We start from the raw sequence: 21,127 nt of genomic DNA, 5'->3' as shown, positions 1-21,127 counted from the left end.
GGTATCAGATTAAGTTGAGGTTCCTGGACGCTAACGCATCGATTGGCCTACGTCGTCCATATCCGCAACGGCACGGCCTCGACGCTATGCACGATGGGTCGGAGCTTCAACCAGCACTGCGTCAACGCATTTTGCAGAGTCTCCATCGACCGCGACACCGCCCGTACGATCAACACACCTGAAGTCACGCACGAAGCGCCCGCGCGCAGCGAATCGTTAAACGGCAATTGCGCGGTGAGTGCTTCGGCCAACGCATCGTCGCATGCGTGGCCGACGGCCCACAACGTTCCATAAGCCGGAAACCCCGCCAACCCTTGCGCGGCATCGCGCAGCGGATCGCTGGCCGCGAGGTTCGCGCGCTCGAGCCACAACAGTTCGCCATTCGCGCGGACGATACGCGACACCACGTGCAGATCGCCTGCTGTCCAACGCTCGCCGGCGGCTTGCCGGCCGAGTTGCGTTGCATCCCAACCGATCGCGGTTGCGTCTTCACCTAGCGTCAGCGAAAAATCCAGATGCGCATTCGCGTGATCGAAAACGATGTTGTTCTGTGGGAGCCAGTCCAGTTTAGCCTGTGCATCGACACGCACGGCAATGCGTTGATGCGCGGCACGGCCATTGGACTTGTACCACTTGGTGGCACCGGGCGTGGTGACCACGGCATGTGCGTTCTCACCGACGGCGACCTGGATATCGAGCCGGTCGCCGCCCGCGACGCCACCGGGCGGATGCACGACGACCGCGTGACAGACCGCGTGGCCTTCCGGATAGAGCGGCCGTTGCACGCGCAACGGGCCGTCATGCAGACGATGCTTGAGCGTGGTTCGCTCGCCGTCCTTGACGAAGCCGAGTTCGAGGCGGGCACGCCATGACGAGTGGGAGGCCGGATTGGCGGTAGCGAGCGTGACGTGATTTTCGTGAAGCGACATGCGGATGGACTGACGACCGGATGGAGTGAGGGCGACGGCTTGCTGGGCCGCTGAAAACGAAACGGCGCGCGTGCTGAGCGCCGAGCATAGCACGCGGTTTGGCCGTTGCCGAACGTGCTGCCGTCAGACGGCGATGAGGGTGCGCACGCCGTCCGCGTCCATATTGGCGCCTTCGCCGCCTGCGACGATTTCACCGCGGCTCATGACCCAGTAGTGGTCGGCGATATCTTTGGCGAAGTCGTAATACTGTTCGACGAGCAGTACGGTCATGCCCATGTCTTCGACCAGTTGCCGCAGCGTGCGGCCGATGTCCTGGATGATGGAGGGCTGGATACCTTCGGTGGGTTCATCGAGGATGAGTAGTTGCGGGTCGCTCATCAGGGCTCGGCCGATGGCGAGTTGTTGCTGCTGACCGCCTGAGAGATCGCCGCCGCGGCGGGAGCGCATGTCTTTGAGGACCGGGAATAGTTCGTAGATGCGGTCGGGAATTTTTTTGGGGGATTTTTTGCTGGCGGCGCCGACCAGCAGGTTTTCTTCTACCGTCAGGCGGGGGAAGATGTCGCGGCCTTGCGGGACGTAGGCGAGGCCTTTTTCTACTCGCGAGTAGGTCGGGAGTTTGGTGATCGGCGCACCGCGCCAGGCGATCGAGCCGCTTCGTGTCTGGACTACGCCCATCAGGCAACGCAGTAGCGTTGTTTTGCCTACGCCGTTGCGGCCTAGCAGGACGGTTAGTTTGCCGTCCGGCACGGTTAGTTTTACATCGCGGAGGATGTGGCTGCCGCCGTAGTACTGGTTCAGGTTTTCTACTTCTAGCATTTGGGTGGTTCCTTCGGAACGGTCTGGTGTTTTTTTTGCCTGCGGCGCCTTGGTTTTTTTTGTTGCTCTGGATTGCTTTGGCCTTTCCTTGCTTTGCTCTCGGTCTATTAGCGTTCCCCCTGTGCGGGGGGGCACCTACTTTTCTTTGCCGCCGCAAAGAAAAGTAGGCAAAAGAAAGCGGCTCACACCGCTAATTCTTAAGCGGGTCCCGCGGCATTTCCTTGGTAGTGGTGCATCTGGAATCCGTGTTCTCGCACACTCCACCCTAGTGACAAAGAACTCATTCTTCCGGCGGCGCTCCGCGCGCCCCCGGGTCGTCTAAAAACCACGGGTTCACCTGGTTTCCGTGGTGTTCCCATCCGCGACGCACGCAGTGCGGAGTGGGCGCTGATGAGTGCTTTGTCACTACCGCGCAATGCGCGAGGGACCGGATTCCAGATGCACCACTACCAAAGACCTCGCGCGGTTCCCACTTAAGAATTAGCGGTGTGAGCCGCTTTCTTTTGCCTACTTTTCTTTGCGGCGGCAAAGAAAAGTAGGTGCCCCCCCGCACAGGGGGAACGCTAATAGACCACTAAGAACACAAGGAAAGGCCAAAGGCCAAAAAAGCCAGTGCAACGAAAAAAAACCATCACCTCCCAAGATAAGACTCAATAACAGTCTCATCCCTCTTAACCTCATCGAGCGTCCCGTGCGCCAGCACGCGCCCTTCCGCCATGACGGTGACCTTTCCGGCATCACCAGAAAGCGCAGCAACAAACTCCATATCATGCTCGACGACCATCATCGAGCAACTCCCTCGAAGATGATTCAGGAGTTCAGCCAACTGCATGGTTTCATCATCGGTCATGCCCGCCGCAGGCTCATCGAGCAACAACAAAGCAGGCTGCTGCATCAACAACATCCCGATCTCCAGCCGCTGCTTCTGCCCATGCGACAACTCCCCAGCGAGCCGCCGGGCCTCGCTCTCCAACCCGATCAACACCAGCGTCTCTTCAATCCGCGCCTGCGCCTCGCGATCCAGCCGCGCCCGCAACGATGCCCACCAACCCTTGTCGGCCTTCATCGCCAGTTCGAGGTTCTCCCACACCGGATGCTGCTCGAATACCGTCGGCTTCTGAAACTTGCGCCCAATCCCCGAACGCGCAATCGACGGCTCGTTCATCCGCGTCAAATCGATCGACTGCCCAAGAAACACCTTGCCGCCATCGGGCTTCGTCTTGCCGGTAATCACATCCATCATCGTGGTCTTGCCCGCGCCGTTCGGACCAATGATGCAACGCAATTCGCCCACCTCGATCGACAGACTCAACGCGTTCAACGCGCGAAACCCATCGAAGCTCACCGTCACGTCTTCCAGATACAGAATCGTCCCGTGCGATACGTCGATCTCACCCGGCACCACCACATGCCCCATATTCGCCACGCCGCTCAGCGAACTCTCAGCCGGATCCTCCGGCAACGCCAGATCAGGCACCATCGGGTTCTCGTTCATGTGCGATTCCTCTTGCGTGTCACGAGCTCGATCAGCCCCATGATGCCGTTAGGCAACAACAGCGGAACCAGCACGAAGATCAGTCCAAGGAAAAACAGCCAGTACTCCGGGAAATTCGCTGTGAAAAAGCTCTTCGCGCCATTCACCGCAAACGCGCCGATGATCGGTCCAATCAACGTGCCGCGTCCGCCCACCGCAACCCAGATCGCCATTTCGATCGAGTTGCCCGGCGACATCTCGCCCGGGTTGATGATGCCGACCTGCGGCACGTACAGCGCCCCCGCAATGCCGCACAACACCGCCGACACGGTCCACACGAACAGCTTGTAAGCAAGCGGGCTATAGCCGACGAACATCAGCCGCGTCTCGCCATCACGCACCGCCGTCACCACCCGGCCGAGCTTCGACGTGACGATCGCCCGCGCGCCCAGAAAAGCCAGGATCAACACGGCGAAGGTGATCATCAGCAAGGCAGTGCGCGTGCCCGGATGCGTAATCGGAAAGCCGGCAATCCGCTTGAAATCGGTAAAGCCGTTGTTGCCGCCGAAGCCCGTCTCGTTGCGATAGAACAGCAGCATTGCGGCAAACGTCATGGCTTGCGTGATGATAGACAGGTACACGCCCTTCACCCGCGAACGGAACGTGAAGAAGCCGAACACCCACGCGACCACGGCCGGCACCAGCACCACCAGCAACAACGCATAACCGAGATGCTCGGTGCCCTCCCAATACCATGGCAACTGGTGCCAGTCGAGAAACACCATGAAGTCCGGCAGATTGCTGCCGTACGTCCCCTGCTTGCCGATTTCGCGCATCAGATACATGCCGATGGCGTAGCCGCCGAGCGCGAAGAACAGCGCGTGCCCGAGGCTCAGAATGCCGCAATAACCCCACACCAGATCGAGCGCCAACGCGGCGATCGCGTAGCACATGAACTTGCCGGTAATGGTCATCGCGTAAGCGGACAGATGCAACGCGCTGGTCTCCGGCACCACCAGCGTCGCGAACGGCACGCCGAGTCCAAAGACGATGATCAGGGCGATCAGCGCAAGCCATGCGCGGCGCGACAACAGCGCGGGCCGCGCCGGCAGACCGAGCGCGAAACCGGACTGCGCGTCGCGCCCCGGTACGCCGCCGGTCGGGCCCACGGACGCCGTGGAAGTTACAGATGTCATGTCATGCCTCCGCGCTACGGCCCTTGAGAGCGAACATGCCCTGCGGACGCTTCTGGATGAACAGAACGATCAGCACCAGCACCGCGATCTTCGCGAGCACGGCGCCCCAGAACGGTTCGATAGCCTTGCTGACGAGACCGAGCCCGAAGCCGCCGATCACCGTGCCGGCCAGTTGACCGACGCCACCCAGCACGACGGCCATGAACGAATCGATGATGTAGCTCTGGCCCAGATCGGGACCGACGTTGCCGATCTGCGACAGCGCGCAGCCGCCGAGTCCGGCAATGCCCGCGCCGAATGCGAATGCATACGAGTCGACCCGCGCCGTCTTCACGCCGACGCACGCTGCCATGCGACGGTTCTGCGTCACCGCGCGCACGAACAGACCGAGACGCGTCTTCGTCAACACGGTCCACGCAATGCCGACGACGATCAGCGAAAACGCCAGAATCGCGAGGCGGTTGTACGGCAGGATCAGATTCGGCAGGACGGTCACGCCGCCGCTCATCCACGACGGGTTGATCACCTGCACGTTCTGCGCCCCGAAAATCATCCGCGTGGCCTGAATCAGGATCAGGCTCACGCCGAAGGTGGTCAGCAGCGTTTCGAGCGGCCGTCCATACAGATGCTTGAGCACGAGCCGTTCGAGCACGATGCCGACCAGTCCGGCCACGGCGAACGAGGCCGGCACCGCGAGCAGCGGATACCAGTCGAACGCGCCGGGCGCGAAGCGCTGAAACAGGTTCTGCACGACGTAGGTCGCGTAGGCGCCGATCATCAGGAATTCACCGTGCGCCATGTTGATGACGCCGATCAGCCCATACGTAATCGCCAGCCCCAGCGCGGCCAGCAACAGCACGCTGCCGAGCGACAGGCCCGCGAACAGCGTGCCCGCGATCTGGCTGCGACGCTGGATCGCGTCGAGTTCGTCGATACCGGCTTGCGCGGCGGCGCGCACCCGGTCATCCGCTTCGTTGAAGGTGCCGTCCGCTTTCTTCGCGACCAGCGGACGCAGCAGTTCGTTCATGTCCAGGTCGTGACGTGCCGCGACCAGTTGTACGGCTTCCAGACGTTTGGCCGCATCGGTGTCGTGCAGGGCCGTCATCGCCCACAAGGTGTCGAGACGTTTTTTCAGTGCCGGGTCGGTCTCTTTGGCGCGGGCCGCGTCGACCAGCGGTTTGATCGACGGATCAGGGTTTTGCAGCAGCAGCTTGATCGCCGCTTCGCGGGTCGCCGGATCCGGCGAATCGAGTTGCAGGCCGGACAGCGCGCCGGCCACTTTCGAGCGCAGCAGGTTGTTCAGCGTGACCGGTTGAGCGTCGCCGGCTTCGACCGTCTTGCCGGTGATCGCGTCGCGCGTGGTGTCGCCGTCCTGCAGCAACACGGCGCCGGAATCGGTGGCGAGCGCGGTGTCGTCGGAGAGCGCCTTGAGCACGGCAAGCGATGCTTTGTCGTGATTGGCGATCAGTTTGTCGATAGCCGCGGACTTCGCGTCGAAGTCGTCGGCGGCCAGCGGCGCGACATCGGCTTGGGTGAGCGCAAAAGCGGCGAGCGGCATGCTGGCGATCAAGGCGAGCGCCACGCCGCCAATGCTGCGCCGTACGAATGGGAGGAATGAGGACGCCATGGTGGCCTTTTAGAAAAACCGGCGGGCGAGAAACCGGCGGGCGGCGAGCGCGATGGCGTTAGCGATAGCCATCGTCATCTTGATTGCCGCACCGTCGGGTTACAGGGCGCGAACCGCGCCCCTTCTCAGGAACACCTCGGATGAGCCCGCCCACGACCCTTGGCGGTGCGGGTGCGCTCATCCGTTCGCGTGAGCAGGCTGCCTGCTCACGCCATCCGCTCAGGCAACCCGCGAACGCTTCAGGAATGCCGGAATCGAGCTGACCACGTCCGGCTTGCCCGCGTTGCCGGCAATGTACGGGCTCCACGGCTGCGCACGGATCGTGGTCTTGGTGCGCCACACCACGTTGAACTGACCGTCGGCGCGCACTTCGCCGATCATCACCGGCTTGTGCAGATGGTGATTGCCGTCCATTTCGAGCGTGAAGCCGCACGGTGCCGCGTACTTCTGGCCGATCATCGCGACGCGCACCTTGTCGACGTCCGTGCTCTTCGCTTTCTCGACAGCCTGCTTCCACATGTGGATGCCGACGAAAGTCGCTTCCATCGGGTCGTTCGTCACGCGCTTGGTACCGCCGGGCAGGTTGTTGTCCTTGACCCATGCCGCCCATTGCTTCTTGAACTTCTCGTTGGTCGGATTGCGCAGCGACATGAAGTAGTTCCATGCGGCGAGGTTGCCGACCAGCGGCTTCGTGTCGATACCGCGCAGTTCTTCTTCACCGACCGAGAACGCCACGACCGGCACGTCCGACGCTTTCAAGCCCTGGTTGCCCAGTTCCTTGTAGAACGGCACGTTCGAGTCGCCGTTCACCGTCGAGATGACCGCGGTCTTGCCGCCTTGCGAGAAGGTCTTGATGTTCGCGACGATGGTTTGATAGTCGCTATGACCGAACGGCGTGTAGACCTCCTGGATGTCGGCTTCCTGCACGCCTTTCGACTTGAGGAACGCGCGCAGGATCTTGTTGGTCGTGCGCGGGTACACGTAGTCGGTGCCGAGCAGGAAAAAGCGCTTGGCTGCGCCGCCTTCGGCGCTCATCAGATATTCGGTGGCCGGAATGGCCTGCTGGTTCGGCGCGGCGCCCGTGTAGAACACGTTGCGCGACATTTCTTCGCCTTCGTATTGCACCGGGTAGAACAGCAGGCCGTTCAGTTCTTCGAAGACCGGCAGCACCGATTTACGCGACACCGACGTCCAGCAGCCGAACACCACGGCGCATTTTTCCTGCGTGATCAGCTGGCGGGCTTTTTCGGCGAACAGCGGCCAGTTCGACGCCGGGTCGACCACCACGGGCTCGAGCTGGCGGCCCATCACGCCACCGCTCTTGTTGATTTCCGAAATGGTCATCAGCGCGGTGTCTTTCAGCGACGTTTCGGAGATGGCCATCGTGCCCGACAGGGAATGCAGAATACCCACCTTGATCGGGCCGCTGCCCGACTGCGCGTTCGCGAACGGAACCTGACCCGCCAGCGCCAGCGCGCCCGACATCGAACCGAACTTCAAGAGACTGCGACGTTTCATGTGTATCCCCTTGCCATGATGTGAGTGTTTTTAGGCGTCGTATTCAGCCAGCGGTAGGAGCCCCGCATGACGTGCCGTTTGTGTACTGCAAAGGGTGTGCCATGCAGTAAGTTCGACTGCCGGTATTGGCGGCGCGGGCTGCGGCGCGACTGACGCGGCGGTAAGTCCTGCGCGTTCGTGCACGAACCTGGTGCGTTGGATGGCTAATCGCCTCGTTCGAGTGCGTGTCGCGCTGCGAGGAAGCGTTGTGCTCCGCCGACGGGCTTCCGCGGTGCATCGCCGCCGCGCGGTTGTGCATGGGGGATTTTTTCGGTGTGGTGGGGACGCGGCTCGGGCTGGGAGGCGCTGATTCGTGTGGCGACGTGTTGGTGGTCTGGCCGTTGTGATGCCGGAAGTGACGCCGGAAGTGATGCCGGAAATGAAAAGCAGACGCCCGGCGTCGTGGTAGACGCCGGGCGTTGGTTGCTTGTTACTGGTCGGGTTAGCGCTGTTCAGAACGCGATGAACGGTCCCGACTGTTTACCGGCGGTCGCATTGCTGAGCGCGGTGTAGACGTCGCGTCCAAAGAAGAACGGCAAGCCCCAGATGAACATGCCGGCGGACGGCGCCCCGAGGCTGTCGTAGGCCGCGTTGCGATTGGCTGTGAGCGTCCAGCCGTTGGCGAGCGGGAAGTGCACAGTGACCGACGTCGACGTCAGGCCGCTGCTACGCAGAATTGCGGACAAACCGAGTGTGGCAGTCGGCACGAACCACTGACTGGACGACGGGATGGACGAATCCGGGAAGATGTTGGCATTGGAGCCGCTGTCGATCGCACTGGTGAGCGCACGGCTCTTATACGTGGTGGGAAAGTAGCCGTATTGATCGAGCGCGAGAACGTTGGCCGCCGCGGGCAGTGCGTTATTGGACTGCGTGCCGATACCGAACACCAGTTCGCCTGTCACGCTCGCCGACCCCTCCGCCGGGACGGACGGCAGACGGATGATCGTGCCGTTGTTGTCGGTCGGGAAGTTGGCGACCGGATTCATCACCTGAGTGTCGAGCGGGACGCGAGTGCTCGTGCAGCCGCTCGCCGACGTGCCGGTGGCCGTCGTGCAGTAGTAGTAAGCCGATGGCAAGACCGTGTTTGCCGCGGCCGGGAAATCGCGTTGCGCCGGACCGATGCCGAGCACGCCGTTCGCGCCGAGCAGGGCGGGCGCGCCGAGGTTGACGACACCACGCGACTGACAGTCGCCCGGCACCGTGGCCTGGGTGTCCGCAATCACCTGAAGCGGCAGGTTGCCTGCGACTTTGCCGCCGATCTTCACGTCGGCACGCCGGATGGGCCCCCACGTGTAGCCCGATCCGAACACCGCGCATTCGGCGATCGGCGCGTTGCCGGTCGGGTCGTCGGTGGCGCCGGATTGCGACGGCAGACGCGCGGCGAGCAGCGGACCGAGGGCGCTGCCGAGCACGCGCACGCCGACGGAACCGGTGTCGAGCACCATGTGGTCGAGCGTCGCGCACTGATCGCTGCCTTGCACGCCGGGGACGCAGATCGTCACGCTGACGTAGGGCGTGTTCGGGTAGTTGCCCGTCCATCGTTCGACGGTGATGGGGAGGGTGTTTGGGGTGGGGCTTGGGCTTGGGCTTGGGCTTGGGCTCGGGCTCGGGCTCGGGCTCGGGCTCGGGCTCGGCGATGGGGTGGGCGTTGGAGTTGGACTCGGAGCCGGACTCGGAGCCGGAGTCGGAGTCGGAGTCGGAGTCGGAGCCGGAGCTGGTGCCGGACTCGGACTCGGTGCTGGTGCCGGAGTTGGTGCCGGTGCCGGAGCCGGAACCGCTGTCGGCGTTGCCGCCGGCACCGATGCCGGCTTCACCGCCGCCGCATTATCCTGAGCCGCACTCGCGCCCTCGCCATTGCCATCGCTCCCGCCTCCGCCACAAGCAGTCAGCATCACGCTCGACGTCACGAGCGCAACGCCCAGCGTTTTCTGCAAAGTCATCAGGTTGCTCGACCGGCACGCATTCCCACGCAGCATCTTCATTGCAGTTCCTCCACCCGAACCTGCGAAGGAACGAGACGCGGTAAATAGGCCTTGCCGAAAAAATGTCCCGGCCGCCCGGCGGACTCGATATGCAAATTCCCATCGTGCTGAACGAGCGGACCTGCGCCGCGGCTTCGACCAGTGCCCGCGCCCGCATTCGCGAAATTCGGCAGATAGCTTCCGAGCAGGGCGGTCATGTCCGGGCGCACGGGCCCTTGCCAGCTGACCGCGAACACAACGTTCTCAGGCAGCACGTATTCGCGGATCGCCACGCCGTCGGCACCGAGCGTGTAGCGCACGCTGTAGGGCAGCGCCACCGACGCGCTATTGAGCGAAGCGGCCGAGCGCAACAGGGACGGCGCGGCGCTCGTGCCGGTTGCCGGCGCGCCGCCCAATGTTGCCAGCGAGGCGAGCGGCCACAGTGCCGCGCCGGCAAGCGCGATCTTCACGAAGTTCATTACGGGCTCCAGAGGAAAGGTCGGAGCATGTTGCCAGCGAGCTTTTATCGGGATGACCAGAAAAGTCCGAATGACTCGTAGGAAACGCCGCGAAGTTCAGCTTCGATCTTCCCGATCACCCTCCACGATCCGAATCTCGCGCTAGAACGCGACGAACGGTCCCGTCAGCGTGCCCACCTTCGCGTAGCCGATGACCGTATAAACATCGCGACCGAAAAAGAACGGCAGTCCCCACAAAAACATGTTGCCCCGGCTATTCGAGAAGTACATGCCAATGTTGTCGAATGCCGCGTAACCGGTCGCCATCAAACCGCCCGCATTGGCCACGCGCAGCGGCATCTGCAACGGCGCGGACGCGGCGGTGTTGGACTCCATGGTCGCGCTGAGCGTGAGCGGCGTCGCCGGGGTGTACCAGCTGCCGAGCTTGGGAATCGCGCTGTCCGGAAAGGCGTAGGCATTGGTGCCGCTGTCGATTGCGCTGCGGTTGAACACCTGTCCTTTGTACTGCGTCGTGAACATGCCGTAGTCGTCCACGGCGAGTACCGTCGCGCTCGCCGGCAACGTATTGTTGCGCTGCGTGCCGACACCGAAGATGAGTTGCCCCGTGACGGCCGCCTGTCCGCCGGCGGGCAACGCCGGTAGACGGATGACCGTGCCGTTGTTGTCGGTGGCAAAGGCCGCGACCGGATTGGTGACTTCCTTGGCTGCCAGCATGCGCGTGCTGATGCAGTTGTTCTGCGACGGGCAATAGTAGTAGTTGGCCGGAATGGCCGTCGTCAACGCGTCGCGCGAGTCGCCGGTGAAATGGTCGATACCGATGATGCCGTTGCCGCCCAGACTCTCCACCGTGCTCAGATCGGCGCCGCCGTGTTGCATGCAGTCGGTCGGCGTGGCGAAGGCGCCATCCGCCATCAACTGGATCGGAATGTTGCTCGCCGTCTTGCTGCCGATCGTAATGTCCGCGCGTTTGACCGATCCCCACGTGAACCCCGAAGCGAACAGCATGCATTCGGCGATCGGCGCGGCACCCGTGGCGTCGTCGAGCGCGCCCGCCTGCGTCAGCAGCAAGGGCGCGATGGTGGGAATCGCGCGTGCCGCGATACGTACACCCGTCGAGCCGGTGTCGATCAGCATGTTGTCTACCGTCACGCACTGGCCCGGCGCTGCCGAGCCGGGCACGCACACCTTGATCGACGCGGACAGCATGTTGATGCTGCCCATGCGGTTGTCGACGTGAATCGGCACGGTGTTGTCGCCGGTAGCCGGCAGAGCGCTGCCGCCCGAGTTGCCCGACCCACTGGCGCTACCCGAGCCACCGGGCTTGTCAATCCACTCGGGCGCGGCATTCCAGCCGACCGCGCTACCGTCCTGACCACCGCTGCCTCCGCCGCCGCAAGCGCACAGCAGGAGCCCCATCGCGGCAATGAGAGCCGGGAGAGTTGGAAGAGTCGGGAACGCGGCACCGCGCCCGCGCTTCGTTCTGAAGTTAGTCATATTCGAGTTTTCGGTCACTGGTCGAGCGTGTTATCGAGCGGGTTATTGCAGGTCGCCCGCGCGAACATTGGCGGGCATCCTGCGCGGCAGGTAGGCCATGCCGTAGAAACGCCCAAGACGGCCGGCGGATTCGATGCGAAAGGCGTCGTCGCCGTCGACGAGCGGGCCCGTGCCGCGTGCGCCGCTCTGTCCTGCGTTGACGTAGTTGGGGAAATAGCTGCCGAGCAGCGCGCTCATATCGGGACGAATCGGGCCTTCCCACGTGACCGCGAACACCACCCGGTCGGGCGATGCGTATTCGCGAATGGTCACGCCGTTGGCGTCGACCGTTTGGTGGATGGTGTAGGGCACGGCGGCAGCCGTGCTGGACACGGAGGCCGATTGGACAGTGGGCGGCGTGGCGCGCAGCGAGGTGGGCGCGAGCGTGCCGCTGCCCGGTGCGCCCCCCAGGCTCGCCTGCGACGGCAAGGGCGCCATTAGCATGAGCACGGCGACAGGGACGACCACGGCGGCCAGCGCAGCCGCTCTGCCGCTCACGAAAGAAATGTTCGACAACCTCATCACCCAGCTCCTCAAAACGTTCGGAGCATGGTGCCTGTCGAAGGCGCGGAAAATCGTGCGAAATTTCCCTGGCGAGGCTGAGAAGCGGCTCAATAAACTGCGGAGGTTTGCAAAGGCGCAGTACCAACGCGCCGCTCTACCTCGGCATGGTCTGCCGCCCGCCTTTCCCGGCCGCACCTTTCGCGGCCACACCCGGATGCGGGACGCCCGGCGCCTGCGGCAAAGCGGTCAGCGCGCCGTCGTCGATGGGCGTGAGCAGCGCGCTCAGTTGCAGCACGTCGGCATCCGTCAGGCTGGCGGTCGCGGCCTTCAGTTTGAGGCCGTTGAGCAGCGTGTCGTAGCGCGCTCTCGCCAGATCGCGGCGCGCCGAGAACAGTTGATCCTGCGCGTTGAGCACGTCGATGTTGATGCGCACGCCGACCTGATAACCCAGCAGGTTCGATTCGAGCGAAGTGCGCGCCGAGCGCTCGGCGGTTTGCAGTGCACGCACTTGCGCGAGCCCGCTCACCACGCCGAGAAACGCCTGGCGCGCCGAGAGCGCGGCCTGACGACGCGCGCTGTCCAGATCGGCGGCGGCCTGATCCTCGAGCGCCAGCGTCTGCCGCACGCGGCTTTGCGTGGCACCGCCGGCGAAAATCGGAATCGTCACCTGCACGCCGATCGTGCTGTTCGTATAAGACGACCCGAGGTTGCCCAGTTCCGCGGCGAGCGCGGGCGTGCCGGGCGCGAGCGTATTCGCACCGCTGCCGAAGCCGCCGCCGAAATTGCCGCCGAAGCTCCCCGCACCCGCCGCGCCAAGGCTGCTGCGCGAGCGGCTCGCCACCAGATCGACGGTGGGTAGATGGCCCGCCTTCGCCTTCGACGTCTCGCGCTGCGCGTTGGCGAGCGCGATCTGTCTGAGCACGACCGCGTAGTTGGCTTCGCTGGCGCTGTCGACCCAGTCGTCGATGGCGGCGGGCATTGGCGGCGGCAGCGGTGCCCCGGCCACGAGGCCGTCGACCTGGGCGACCGGATGCCCCACGATCTGCTGCAAGGCCGCGAGTTTCACCGCGAGGTCGTTCTGCGTGGCGATTTCCTGCGAAATCGCCTGATCGAATCTTGCCTGCGCTTCGTTGGTATCGGTAATGGTCGTGTTGCCGACTTCGAACGAGCGCTTCGCCGATTCCAGCTGCTGCGCAATCGACGCCTTCTGCGAGCGTGTGATGGCGAGGCTGTCCTGCGCGCCGAGTGTATCGAAGTAGGCCTGGCCGAGCCGTACGATCAGATCCTGGCGGGCCTGTGCGAACGACGCCTGCGCCGAATCCACGGCCAGTTGGCCTTGCGCATAGCCGTACCAGCTATCGACGTGAATCAGCGGCTGCGTGAGCGAGATCACGTAGCCATTGCTGTTGCCGTAGGAGGAGGGGAAGCCGCCGCCGAAATCCGTGCTCTGGCGGCTCGCGGTGAGCGACGCCGAGACTTGCGGCAACAGCTTGGCGCGGGCGAGCGGCAACTCTTCGCTGTTGGCGGCAAGCGCCGCGCGCGCGCTTTGCAACTGCGCGTCGTTCGAGAGAGCTTCGTCGTAGAGCTGGGACAGACCGACCGCGTGCGCCGGGCGCAAGCCCAGCGTGAAGGTCGCGGCAAGCGCCAGAGCGGCCAGTAGAACCGGCAACCGCTGGCGCGTCATGAGGGGCGTGAGATCAGTAAGTGGGGACGGCCGGGTCGACCTGACGCGACCACGCGTCGATCCCGCCTTGCAGATTGAACACGTTCGCGTGGCCGCGCGATTCGAGAAACATCGCGACTTGTGCACTGCGCGCGCCGTGGTGACAGACGCAGACGATTTGCGCGTCGTCGTCGAGTTCTTCGCTGCGAGCCGGAATGTCCCGCATGGGGATGGACACCGCGCCGGCAATCGACGCGGTCTGGATTTCCCACGGCTCGCGCACGTCGAGCAGCACGGGCGCGGGACGCGACGAGTCGGCGAGCCATTCGGCGAGTGCGGGAGCGGTCAGATTTTGCATCGAAGGGACATCCAGTTCAGAGGCCGGAGAGCAGGCCGGAAGCAAGGCCGGCAGTCATTACGCGATCAGCCGGCCATGCGGAATATGAAGAATCCCGCGTTTTCCGCCGCGGGAAGCGTTGCGTGCCGGTTAAAACTTGAAACGCGGCGGCTGAACCGCATTGGCGAGCGGTTCGACATACGTTTCGAACACGTCGGCAATGCGATATTGCTTTTCGTCGATGCGCGTGATGATTTGCGCTTTCATGACGGGCGCCACGCCTACGAACGCAGCCAGACGGCCGCCGATTTTCAGATGTTCGAGGATTTCCTGCGGGAGCACCGGCAAGCCGCCCGATACGCAGATCACGTCGTACGGCGCCGCGCCGGCCCAACCGCGGGCGGCGTCGCCGGTGACGACTTCGGCGTTCAGCACGCCGTTGGCGATGAGGTTGTTTCTGGCCAGTTCGGCCAGTTCCGGTTCGATGTCCACCGTCAGCACGTGTTGCGCGCGGTGGGCGAGGAGTGCTGCCATGTAACCCGAGCCGGCGCCGATTTCGAGCACGCTTTCGTGTTTCTTCACCGCCAGTTCCTGCAGCACGCGGGCTTCGACGCGCGGCGCCAGCATGTGCTGACCGGCCGGCAGCGGCACTTCGAAGTCGACGAAGGCCAGATCGCGGTAGACCGTGGGGACGAAATGTTCACGCTTGACGATGGAGAGCAGATTCAACACGTCCTGGTCGAGCACTTCCCAGGGGCGGATCTGCTGTTCGATCATGTTGAAACGCGCTTGCTCGATGTTCATGGCGGGTTCGGCAGGTTGGGATGACAACGCATTGGCGACGGGGCCCATGGCTGGCGGTCTGCACTCCAGACCACGGCCAGGGTAACTGCGGGATTGTACCAAATGGCAGCCGGGCGTTTGCGCGAGCCGGGCAGCCTGCCGGCGGCGGTCCACCTGGCTGTCCCGGCCGGCGTTCTAGCTGTTTTTGCTCTTCCTGATCTGTTCTTCGAACGCGATATCCAGCTTGCTGGCCTTGCGTGGCCTGGGCGGCCCGAAGCCGTCGACGAATTTGACGAAATCGTCCAGCGTCAGAGGTTCGGAGACTTTCTGGTCGCTGCCGCCCGATTTGTCGACGAGATAGAAGAGGCCGCCGGACAGGCTGATGGCCGCGAACTGCGGATTGCCGCTACGGGTTTTCAGCCGTTCGACCGCGTGGATGGCTCGGGTGGTGCGCATGGGTTTGGGTGGGGGCGTCGGAAGGCGTCTACTGTAGCAATTTCATCGGCGGGGTGGGTTCTGGCGGCCGAGCTTCCCCCGCACCCAATCCCCCCAATCCTCCAGCACCGTATAAACCACCGGCACCACCACCAGCGTCAGGATCGACGAGGTAATCACTCCGCCGATCACCGTCTGCCCCAGCGGCCCGCGCTGTTCGCCGCCTTCGCCGAGCGCCGCCGCCAGCGGCAGCATGCCGAAGATCATCGCGAGCGTGGTCATCAGGATCGGCCGCAAACGCACGCGGGCGGCTTCGAGCAAGGCCTCGCGCCGCGCCAGCACGCGGCCCTTGCCGGACGCGTCGAGCAGCGTGCCGCGGCGCGCCTGGTTCGCGAAATCCACCAGCAGGATCGCGTTCTTCGTGACCAGGCCCATCAGCATCACGAAGCCGATGATCGAGAACATGTTCAGCGTGCTGCCGAATAGCAGCAGCGCGACCAGCACGCCGATCAGCGTGAGCGGCAGCGACGCCATGATCGCGAGCGGCTGCGCGAAGCTGGCGAACTGCGAGGCGAGGATCATGTAGATGAAAATCACCGCCAGCGCCAACGCCTCCACCGCGAATACGAACGACTCGTTCATGCTTTTGGTCGAGCCTTCGAAGCGATAGTGGTAGCCCGCCGGCAGATGCATCGCGTCGAGCGTCTTCGCGATGTCCGCTGCCACTTCGCCCGGCGAGCGCCCGTTCACGTTGGCCGAGAGCATCACCTCGCGTTGCAGGTCGCGCCGGTTCAGCACGTCGGGGCCGGTAGTCTGCACGATGTCCGCGACTTGCCGCAGCGGCACCAGCACGGGTGCGCCGCTGGCGTCGGTGCGGCTGGTGGCGATCATCAGCCGGGCCAGGTCGTCGACGTCCTCGCGCTGCGCGCGCGGCAGACGCACGCTGACGTCGTAATCCTGATCGTCGGGCGCGCGCCAGGTGCTGATGGCATCGCCCGAGAGCAGCGGACGCAATGCCGCACCGATGTCGGCCACACCCACGCCGAGGTCGGACGCAAGTTCGCGCTTCACGTCGATCGCGACGATCGGCTTGTCGGCCTTCAGACTCGAATCGAGATCGACCAGGCCGCGAATCTTCGTCATGCGCGCCTCTGCCGCTTCCGACAGCCGCCGCAGTTCGTCGATGTCGCCGCCCTGCAGACTCACCTGGATCGCCTTGGTGCTGCCCGCGCCGTCCGGCACGCCGATCTCGTTGATCGACACGCCCGCGACCGACGCCAGCCGCGCGCGGAATATCTGGTTCAGTTCGAGCATGCCGCGCGAGCGGTCGCGCCGGTCCAGCAATCGCACGGTGATGAGCGCCGTGTTCTTGCCCTGCGTATTGCCCGAATTGATGGTGGCGTAGCTGAAGCGCACCTCCGGGTAAGTCGCCAGAATCGCTTCGACCTGCGCGACCTTTTCCGACGTGGCATCGAGCGAGGTCCCCACCGGCGTGCTCAGACCGATCTGCGTTTCCGAGAAGTCGGCGCTCGGCACGAACTCGGTGCCGACCAGCGGCACCAGAAACAGGCTGCCGAAAAACGTGGCCGCCGCCACCGTCAGCGTGATGGCGCGATGCTGCAGCGACCAGCCGAGCAGTTGCTGATAAAACCGCGTGAGCCGCTCTATCTGCGTGTCGAACAGATGCAGCGAACGTTCGATCGCGCGTCCATAACGGTAGCCTTTGCGCCCGGTATCGGCATCGTGCAGGTCCGGGTCCGGCCAGATGGACGACAGCATCGGATCGAGCGTGAACGAGACGAACATCGAGATCAGCACGGCGGCCGCCACGGTAATGCCGAACTGATGAAAGAACCGTCCGATGATGCCGCCCATGAAACCCACCGGCAGAAACACGGCGACGATCGAGAACGTCGTGGCCAGCACGGCGAGCGCGATTTCTTTCGTGCCGTCGAGCGCCGCCGTGCGATGGTCCGCGCCGAGTTGCACGTGGCGCACGATGTTCTCTCGCACCACGATCGCGTCGTCGATCAGCAAGCCGACGCACAGCGACAGCGCCATCAGCGTAATCACGTTGATCGTGAAGCCGCACGCGTACATCACCGCAAAGGTGCCGATCAGCGCGATGGGCAGCGTCAGGCCGGTGATCACCGTGCTGCGCCACGAGCCGAGAAACAGGAACACGATCAGCACCGTCAGCAACGCGCCTTCCACCAGCGTGCGCTTCACTTCGTTGACGCTGTCTTCGATGTTGATCGACGAGTCGTCGGTGATGTCGAGTTTGATACCCGGCGGCAGTTGCGGCTGCAGGCGCGCGACTTCGTCGCGCACGCCATGCGCGACGTCGACGGTGTTCTCGCCCTGCGCCTTGATGATCGACAGAAACAGCGCGCGGCGGCCGTTGAGGAGCGCCACGCTGTCCGCTTCCTGCTGGCCGTCGACCACCTCGGCGAGCTGGTCGAGCGTGACCGGCTGCGTCGACGACGACGCGCTCGGAATCGCCGATTGCGCGCCACGCCGCGCGACGATGATGCGTTTGAAGTCGTCCGGTTTCTCGAAGCGCCCTTTGATCTGCACGGTCTGTTCGACGTTGCGCGAGGTCAGCGGGCCGGCCGGAATCTCCTGGTTTTCGTTCTGCACCGCGCGGATCACCTGATCGACGCCGATCGACAGCGCCTGCAGTTTCTGCGGATCGATATCGATCTGCACCTGCCGTTTCACGCCGCCGACCAGCGACACCGAGCCGACGCCGCGCACGGTCTCGAGCCGTTTGCGCACGATCTGATCGGCGACCGTGGTGAGATCGCGCGTCGACAGGGACGCGCCCGGCGCATTCGACACGGCCACCGTGACGATCGGCATATCGGCCGGGTCGTAGCGCAGCACGCGCGGGTCTTTGACGCCGTCGCGCAGGTCGGGGCGAATCAGCGCGATCTTGTCGCGCACGTCCTGCGCGGCCTGCACGGCATCGACCGCGAGATCGAACTGGACGATCACCACCGACTGCGCGTCGTACGAGCGCGAGGTGATTTCGTCGATCCCGCTGATGGTGTTGACCGCTTCCTCGATCTTGCGCGTCACGTCCGATTCGACCGACTCGGGCGACGCGCCCGGATAAGCCGTCTGCACGACCACGACCGGAAACGTGATGTCGGGGAACTGGTCGACCTTGAGCCGCTGATAGGAAAACAGACCGATGACGAGGAACGCCATCATCATCATCGTGGCGAGCACCGGGTTGCCGATGCTGATGCGCGTGAACCACATGGCGGCGCTCCGGTCAGGGCGAGCTTGCGCCCGCTGCGGGCGTGGCGACGATCCGCACCGTGCTGCCGATGCGCAGCGAGCCGAGATTGTTCTTCACGATCTGCTGGCCGACGCCAAGCGGTCCGCCGACGATCTCCGTCCAGGCCGCTCCTTCCGCCATGCCCGATGCGCCGGCCTGCACCGTCTGCTCGACGAGCTTGCCGCCGGCGAGCGCGTAGACGCTGCGCCGCGCGCCGTCGCTACGCAAGGCGGTCGCCGGCACCACCAGCACGTTCGGCCGGCTGCCGACCGCAATCGTGCCGGTCCCGAACATGCCGACGCGCAACGTCCCCGTGGGGTTCGCCATCTGCACGTACACCATGATCGAGCGCGAGCCCGCCTGGGCGGCGGGGTTGATGCGCGTGATCGCGCCTTGCACCGGCGCGTCGATGCCGTCGAACCGGATGGTCACAGGCTGACCGACGCGCACGCGGCCGATCTCGCCGACCGGCACCGGTGCTTCCAGTTCGAGCGTGCGCAGATCGACCACGTCGAACAGCTTGGCGTCCACCGCGACTTTCTCGCCAGGCTCGACCGAGCGCGACGCGATCTGCCCGTCGAGCGGCGAGCGCACGACGGTATCGGCGAGCGAGAGATTCGACGACGCGAGCGCGGCCTTCGCCGCATCGAGGTTGGCGCGCGCGATCGCGTACTGGCTTGCCGCGGTGTCGAACGCGTTCTTCGAGATGAAACCCTTTTCGACCAGCACGCGATTGTTGTCGAGCGTCTGCTTCGCAATGTCGAGCTGGCCCGACATCGCCGCCATCTGCCCGCGAGTCTGCTCGGCGCGGGCGACGTAATCGCGCGCGTCGATCTTCACGAGAATCTGTCCGCTTCTGACCGCGTCGCCCTCGCGCACCAGCACGTCGAGCGCGGAACCGGCCACTTTCGATTTGACTGCCGCCTGCGTGACGGCGCGCAGCGACCCCGTGAGCGGCAGTGTCTCGGACAACGTGCGGCGGCTGACCGCGGTGAGGTCGTCGGGCGCGAATTCGATGACGGCGGACGTCGTGTCGGGCGGCGCGGCCACTGCGCCGCGTTTTTTGATGGCCTGGCCGATCGCGATGGCGACGGCCAGCAGCCCGAGCAGCACGACAACGGCGATGACGATACGTTTTCTGTTTTCTGGCATGCGCGGTCTGACGGATTTCACGAAACGGACGCGGCGCTCGCGGACCCGGCCGTCGAGCCTTGGCCTCACCTCACTGCAAGCGAACCGTCAGCATGGTACACGCAGCTTGCGTGCGCGCCGCTATCTCACTACTGCGAGCGGCCTGAACGAAAAACGGCTCGCCTGGCGGGGCGAGCCGTTTTGCGTATCGGGAGCTTCCTGCGTGCCGGACGATCGCCGTTACTGGCTGAGGTACACGAACTTGCCGTTTTTGATCGTCCCCATCACGCTCGCGCGCTGATCCAGTCCGACGTGGTCCTTCGGGCTGGTGTTCACCACGCCGTTCGGCACCACCAGTTCATGCGCATGTTCCAGTTCGTCGCGCAACGCGGTACGGAAAGCCGGCGTGCCCGGCTGCGCCGTTTTCAGCGCACGCGCGACCGCATCCTGCAGACGCGGATACACGCCCGCCGCGTCGCCGGCAAATTGCGTCACGCTGCCCGCGCCGTACTTCGCTTCGTAGTCGTTGGTGAACGCGAGCGCCGCCTTCTTCGCCGGATGATCCGCCGGCAGCGTACGTGCGACCACCACCGGCTGGGTCGGGAACAGCGTGCCTTCCACGTCCTTGCCGCCCAGCTTGATGAACTCCGGCGTGGCGATGCCGTGCGTCTGATAGATCGGGCCTTTGTAGCCGCGCTCGATCAGCGTGCGTTGCGGCAGAACCGTCGGCGTGCCGGCGCCGGCAATCAGGATCGCGTCCGGTTTCGCGGACATCACCTTGAGCACCTGGCCGGTGACGCTCGCGTCCGTGCGGTTATAGCGCTCCGTCGCGACCAGCTGGATATGGCGCAGCGCCGCGAACTTGCTGAACTCGTTGAGCCAGCTTTCGCCGTAACCGTCCGCAAAGCCGATGAAGCCCACCGTCTTCACGTTGTGGTTCGACATGTAGCGCGTCATCACGTCGGCCATCGCGCTGTCGGTCTGCGCCATCTTGTAGGCCCAGACCTTCTTGCCTTCCTGCGGTTCGACGACGCTGGCCGAGCCGATCAGCGTGATCATCGGGGTCTGGCTTTCGGCGACCGGATCGAGCGCGGCCATCGCCGCCGGCGTGATGTTCGGGCCGACGATCACGTCGACGTGGTCTTCGTTGATCAGCTTGCGGATGTTGCGCACGGCGGCGCCCGGGTCGGACGCGTCGTCGAGGAAGATGTAGTCGGCTTTCTGCCCGGCGATGGTGGCGGGCCACATCAGCATGGCTTCCTTGCTGGTGATGCCGATCACCGCGGCGGGGCCGGTGCTGGACAGGTCGATGCCGACCTTGATGTCCGCGTGGGCGGCGGTGGCGAGCAAGAGCGCGCCGAGAGCGGCGAGGCCGCTGATGCTGTTCTTATACGACGTCATCCAGGAGGTCTC

At 64.4% G+C, this 21,127-nt stretch carries 17 protein-coding genes; all 17 read right to left on the bottom strand.

Annotated features, from left to right (window positions below; all coding sequences use genetic code 11):
• Window positions 1–47: 47 nt before the first annotated feature.
• Complete coding sequence (locus FQ746_RS08570; RefSeq protein ID WP_144108511.1) at window positions 48–929, bottom strand: urease accessory protein UreD; 882 nt, start codon at window positions 927–929, stop codon at window positions 48–50.
• Window positions 930–1,052: 123 nt separating this feature from the next.
• A complete protein-coding gene (urtE, locus tag FQ746_RS08565) occupies window positions 1,053–1,745 on the bottom strand; it encodes an urea ABC transporter ATP-binding subunit UrtE (protein ID WP_144108510.1) in 693 nt (230 codons plus the stop codon).
• Window positions 1,746–2,376: 631 nt separating this feature from the next.
• Window positions 2,377–3,240 (bottom strand): urea ABC transporter ATP-binding protein UrtD, encoded by an 864-nt coding sequence (gene urtD / locus FQ746_RS08560; protein ID WP_144108509.1) that lies wholly within the window; start codon window positions 3,238–3,240, stop codon window positions 2,377–2,379.
• Window positions 3,237–4,415: an urea ABC transporter permease subunit UrtC gene (gene urtC / locus FQ746_RS08555; RefSeq protein WP_144108508.1), complete on the bottom strand. Its 1,179-nt coding sequence runs from the start codon at window positions 4,413–4,415 to the stop codon at window positions 3,237–3,239. Before urtC ends, urtD begins: the two co-directional genes overlap by 4 nt.
• A gap of 1 nt (window position 4,416) precedes the next feature.
• Window positions 4,417–6,042, bottom strand: a complete 1,626-nt coding sequence (gene urtB, locus FQ746_RS08550) for an urea ABC transporter permease subunit UrtB (RefSeq protein WP_144108507.1) — start codon at window positions 6,040–6,042, stop codon at window positions 4,417–4,419.
• Between the two features lie 219 nt (window positions 6,043–6,261).
• A complete protein-coding gene (gene urtA / locus FQ746_RS08545; protein WP_144108506.1) occupies window positions 6,262–7,560 on the bottom strand; it encodes an urea ABC transporter substrate-binding protein in 1,299 nt (432 codons plus the stop codon).
• A 491-nt stretch (window positions 7,561–8,051) separates the two neighbouring features.
• Entirely contained in the window at window positions 8,052–9,494 is a 1,443-nt protein-coding gene (locus tag FQ746_RS08540; protein ID WP_260853953.1) for a DUF3443 domain-containing protein, read from the bottom strand.
• A gap of 86 nt (window positions 9,495–9,580) precedes the next feature.
• Entirely contained in the window at window positions 9,581–10,042 is a 462-nt protein-coding gene (locus tag FQ746_RS08535) for a DUF2844 domain-containing protein (RefSeq protein WP_144108505.1), read from the bottom strand.
• 141 nt (window positions 10,043–10,183) lie between these two features.
• Window positions 10,184–11,536: a DUF3443 domain-containing protein gene (locus FQ746_RS08530; protein ID WP_186310676.1), complete on the bottom strand. Its 1,353-nt coding sequence runs from the start codon at window positions 11,534–11,536 to the stop codon at window positions 10,184–10,186.
• Between the two features lie 42 nt (window positions 11,537–11,578).
• Entirely contained in the window at window positions 11,579–12,019 is a 441-nt protein-coding gene (locus FQ746_RS08525; RefSeq protein ID WP_144108603.1) for a DUF2844 domain-containing protein, read from the bottom strand.
• Window positions 12,020–12,233: 214 nt separating this feature from the next.
• A complete protein-coding gene (locus FQ746_RS08520; RefSeq protein WP_144108504.1) occupies window positions 12,234–13,763 on the bottom strand; it encodes a TolC family outer membrane protein in 1,530 nt (509 codons plus the stop codon).
• Between the two features lie 13 nt (window positions 13,764–13,776).
• The gene (locus FQ746_RS08515) at window positions 13,777–14,100 is read right to left on the bottom strand and encodes a rhodanese-like domain-containing protein (protein ID WP_144108503.1); all 324 of its coding nucleotides are present in this window, start codon (window positions 14,098–14,100) and stop codon (window positions 13,777–13,779) included.
• 129 nt (window positions 14,101–14,229) lie between these two features.
• A complete protein-coding gene (locus FQ746_RS08510) occupies window positions 14,230–14,883 on the bottom strand; it encodes a protein-L-isoaspartate O-methyltransferase family protein (RefSeq protein WP_144108502.1) in 654 nt (217 codons plus the stop codon).
• Between the two features lie 174 nt (window positions 14,884–15,057).
• Window positions 15,058–15,318, bottom strand: a complete 261-nt coding sequence (locus FQ746_RS08505) for a hypothetical protein (RefSeq protein ID WP_144108501.1) — start codon at window positions 15,316–15,318, stop codon at window positions 15,058–15,060.
• 42 nt (window positions 15,319–15,360) lie between these two features.
• Window positions 15,361–18,564: an efflux RND transporter permease subunit gene (locus FQ746_RS08500; protein WP_144108500.1), complete on the bottom strand. Its 3,204-nt coding sequence runs from the start codon at window positions 18,562–18,564 to the stop codon at window positions 15,361–15,363.
• A 13-nt stretch (window positions 18,565–18,577) separates the two neighbouring features.
• The gene (locus FQ746_RS08495) at window positions 18,578–19,735 is read right to left on the bottom strand and encodes an efflux RND transporter periplasmic adaptor subunit (RefSeq protein WP_144108499.1); all 1,158 of its coding nucleotides are present in this window, start codon (window positions 19,733–19,735) and stop codon (window positions 18,578–18,580) included.
• 219 nt (window positions 19,736–19,954) lie between these two features.
• Window positions 19,955–21,115 (bottom strand): ABC transporter substrate-binding protein, encoded by a 1,161-nt coding sequence (locus FQ746_RS08490; RefSeq protein ID WP_144108498.1) that lies wholly within the window; start codon window positions 21,113–21,115, stop codon window positions 19,955–19,957.
• Window positions 21,116–21,127 lie beyond the last annotated feature (12 nt).

It is taken from the genome of Paraburkholderia sp. BCC1886 (assembly GCF_900996245.1).
Lineage (GTDB): Bacteria > Pseudomonadota > Gammaproteobacteria > Burkholderiales > Burkholderiaceae > Paraburkholderia.
This window is presented reverse-complemented; position numbering and strand designations above follow the sequence as displayed.

What these genes read in the sequence shown, in the direction of transcription:
- FQ746_RS08570 (WP_144108511.1), bottom strand. Translation starts at nt 929, where the DNA reads ATGTCGCTTCACGAAAATCACGTCACGCTCGCTACCGCCAATCCGGCC.
- urtE (WP_144108510.1), bottom strand. Translation starts at nt 1,745, where the DNA reads ATGCTAGAAGTAGAAAACCTGAACCAGTACTACGGCGGCAGCCACATC.
- urtD (WP_144108509.1), bottom strand. Translation starts at nt 3,240, where the DNA reads ATGAACGAGAACCCGATGGTGCCTGATCTGGCGTTGCCGGAGGATCCG.
- urtC (WP_144108508.1), bottom strand. Translation starts at nt 4,415, where the DNA reads ATGACATCTGTAACTTCCACGGCGTCCGTGGGCCCGACCGGCGGCGTA.
- urtB (WP_144108507.1), bottom strand. Translation starts at nt 6,042, where the DNA reads ATGGCGTCCTCATTCCTCCCATTCGTACGGCGCAGCATTGGCGGCGTG.
- urtA (WP_144108506.1), bottom strand. Translation starts at nt 7,560, where the DNA reads ATGAAACGTCGCAGTCTCTTGAAGTTCGGTTCGATGTCGGGCGCGCTG.
- FQ746_RS08540 (WP_260853953.1), bottom strand. Translation starts at nt 9,494, where the DNA reads ATGCTGACTGCTTGTGGCGGAGGCGGGAGCGATGGCAATGGCGAGGGC.
- FQ746_RS08535 (WP_144108505.1), bottom strand. Translation starts at nt 10,042, where the DNA reads ATGAACTTCGTGAAGATCGCGCTTGCCGGCGCGGCACTGTGGCCGCTC.
- FQ746_RS08530 (WP_186310676.1), bottom strand. Translation starts at nt 11,536, where the DNA reads ATGACTAACTTCAGAACGAAGCGCGGGCGCGGTGCCGCGTTCCCGACT.
- FQ746_RS08525 (WP_144108603.1), bottom strand. Translation starts at nt 12,019, where the DNA reads ATGCTAATGGCGCCCTTGCCGTCGCAGGCGAGCCTGGGGGGCGCACCG.
- FQ746_RS08520 (WP_144108504.1), bottom strand. Translation starts at nt 13,763, where the DNA reads ATGACGCGCCAGCGGTTGCCGGTTCTACTGGCCGCTCTGGCGCTTGCC.
- FQ746_RS08515 (WP_144108503.1), bottom strand. Translation starts at nt 14,100, where the DNA reads ATGCAAAATCTGACCGCTCCCGCACTCGCCGAATGGCTCGCCGACTCG.
- FQ746_RS08510 (WP_144108502.1), bottom strand. Translation starts at nt 14,883, where the DNA reads ATGAACATCGAGCAAGCGCGTTTCAACATGATCGAACAGCAGATCCGC.
- FQ746_RS08505 (WP_144108501.1), bottom strand. Translation starts at nt 15,318, where the DNA reads ATGCGCACCACCCGAGCCATCCACGCGGTCGAACGGCTGAAAACCCGT.
- FQ746_RS08500 (WP_144108500.1), bottom strand. Translation starts at nt 18,564, where the DNA reads ATGTGGTTCACGCGCATCAGCATCGGCAACCCGGTGCTCGCCACGATG.
- FQ746_RS08495 (WP_144108499.1), bottom strand. Translation starts at nt 19,735, where the DNA reads ATGCCAGAAAACAGAAAACGTATCGTCATCGCCGTTGTCGTGCTGCTC.
- FQ746_RS08490 (WP_144108498.1), bottom strand. Translation starts at nt 21,115, where the DNA reads ATGACGTCGTATAAGAACAGCATCAGCGGCCTCGCCGCTCTCGGCGCG.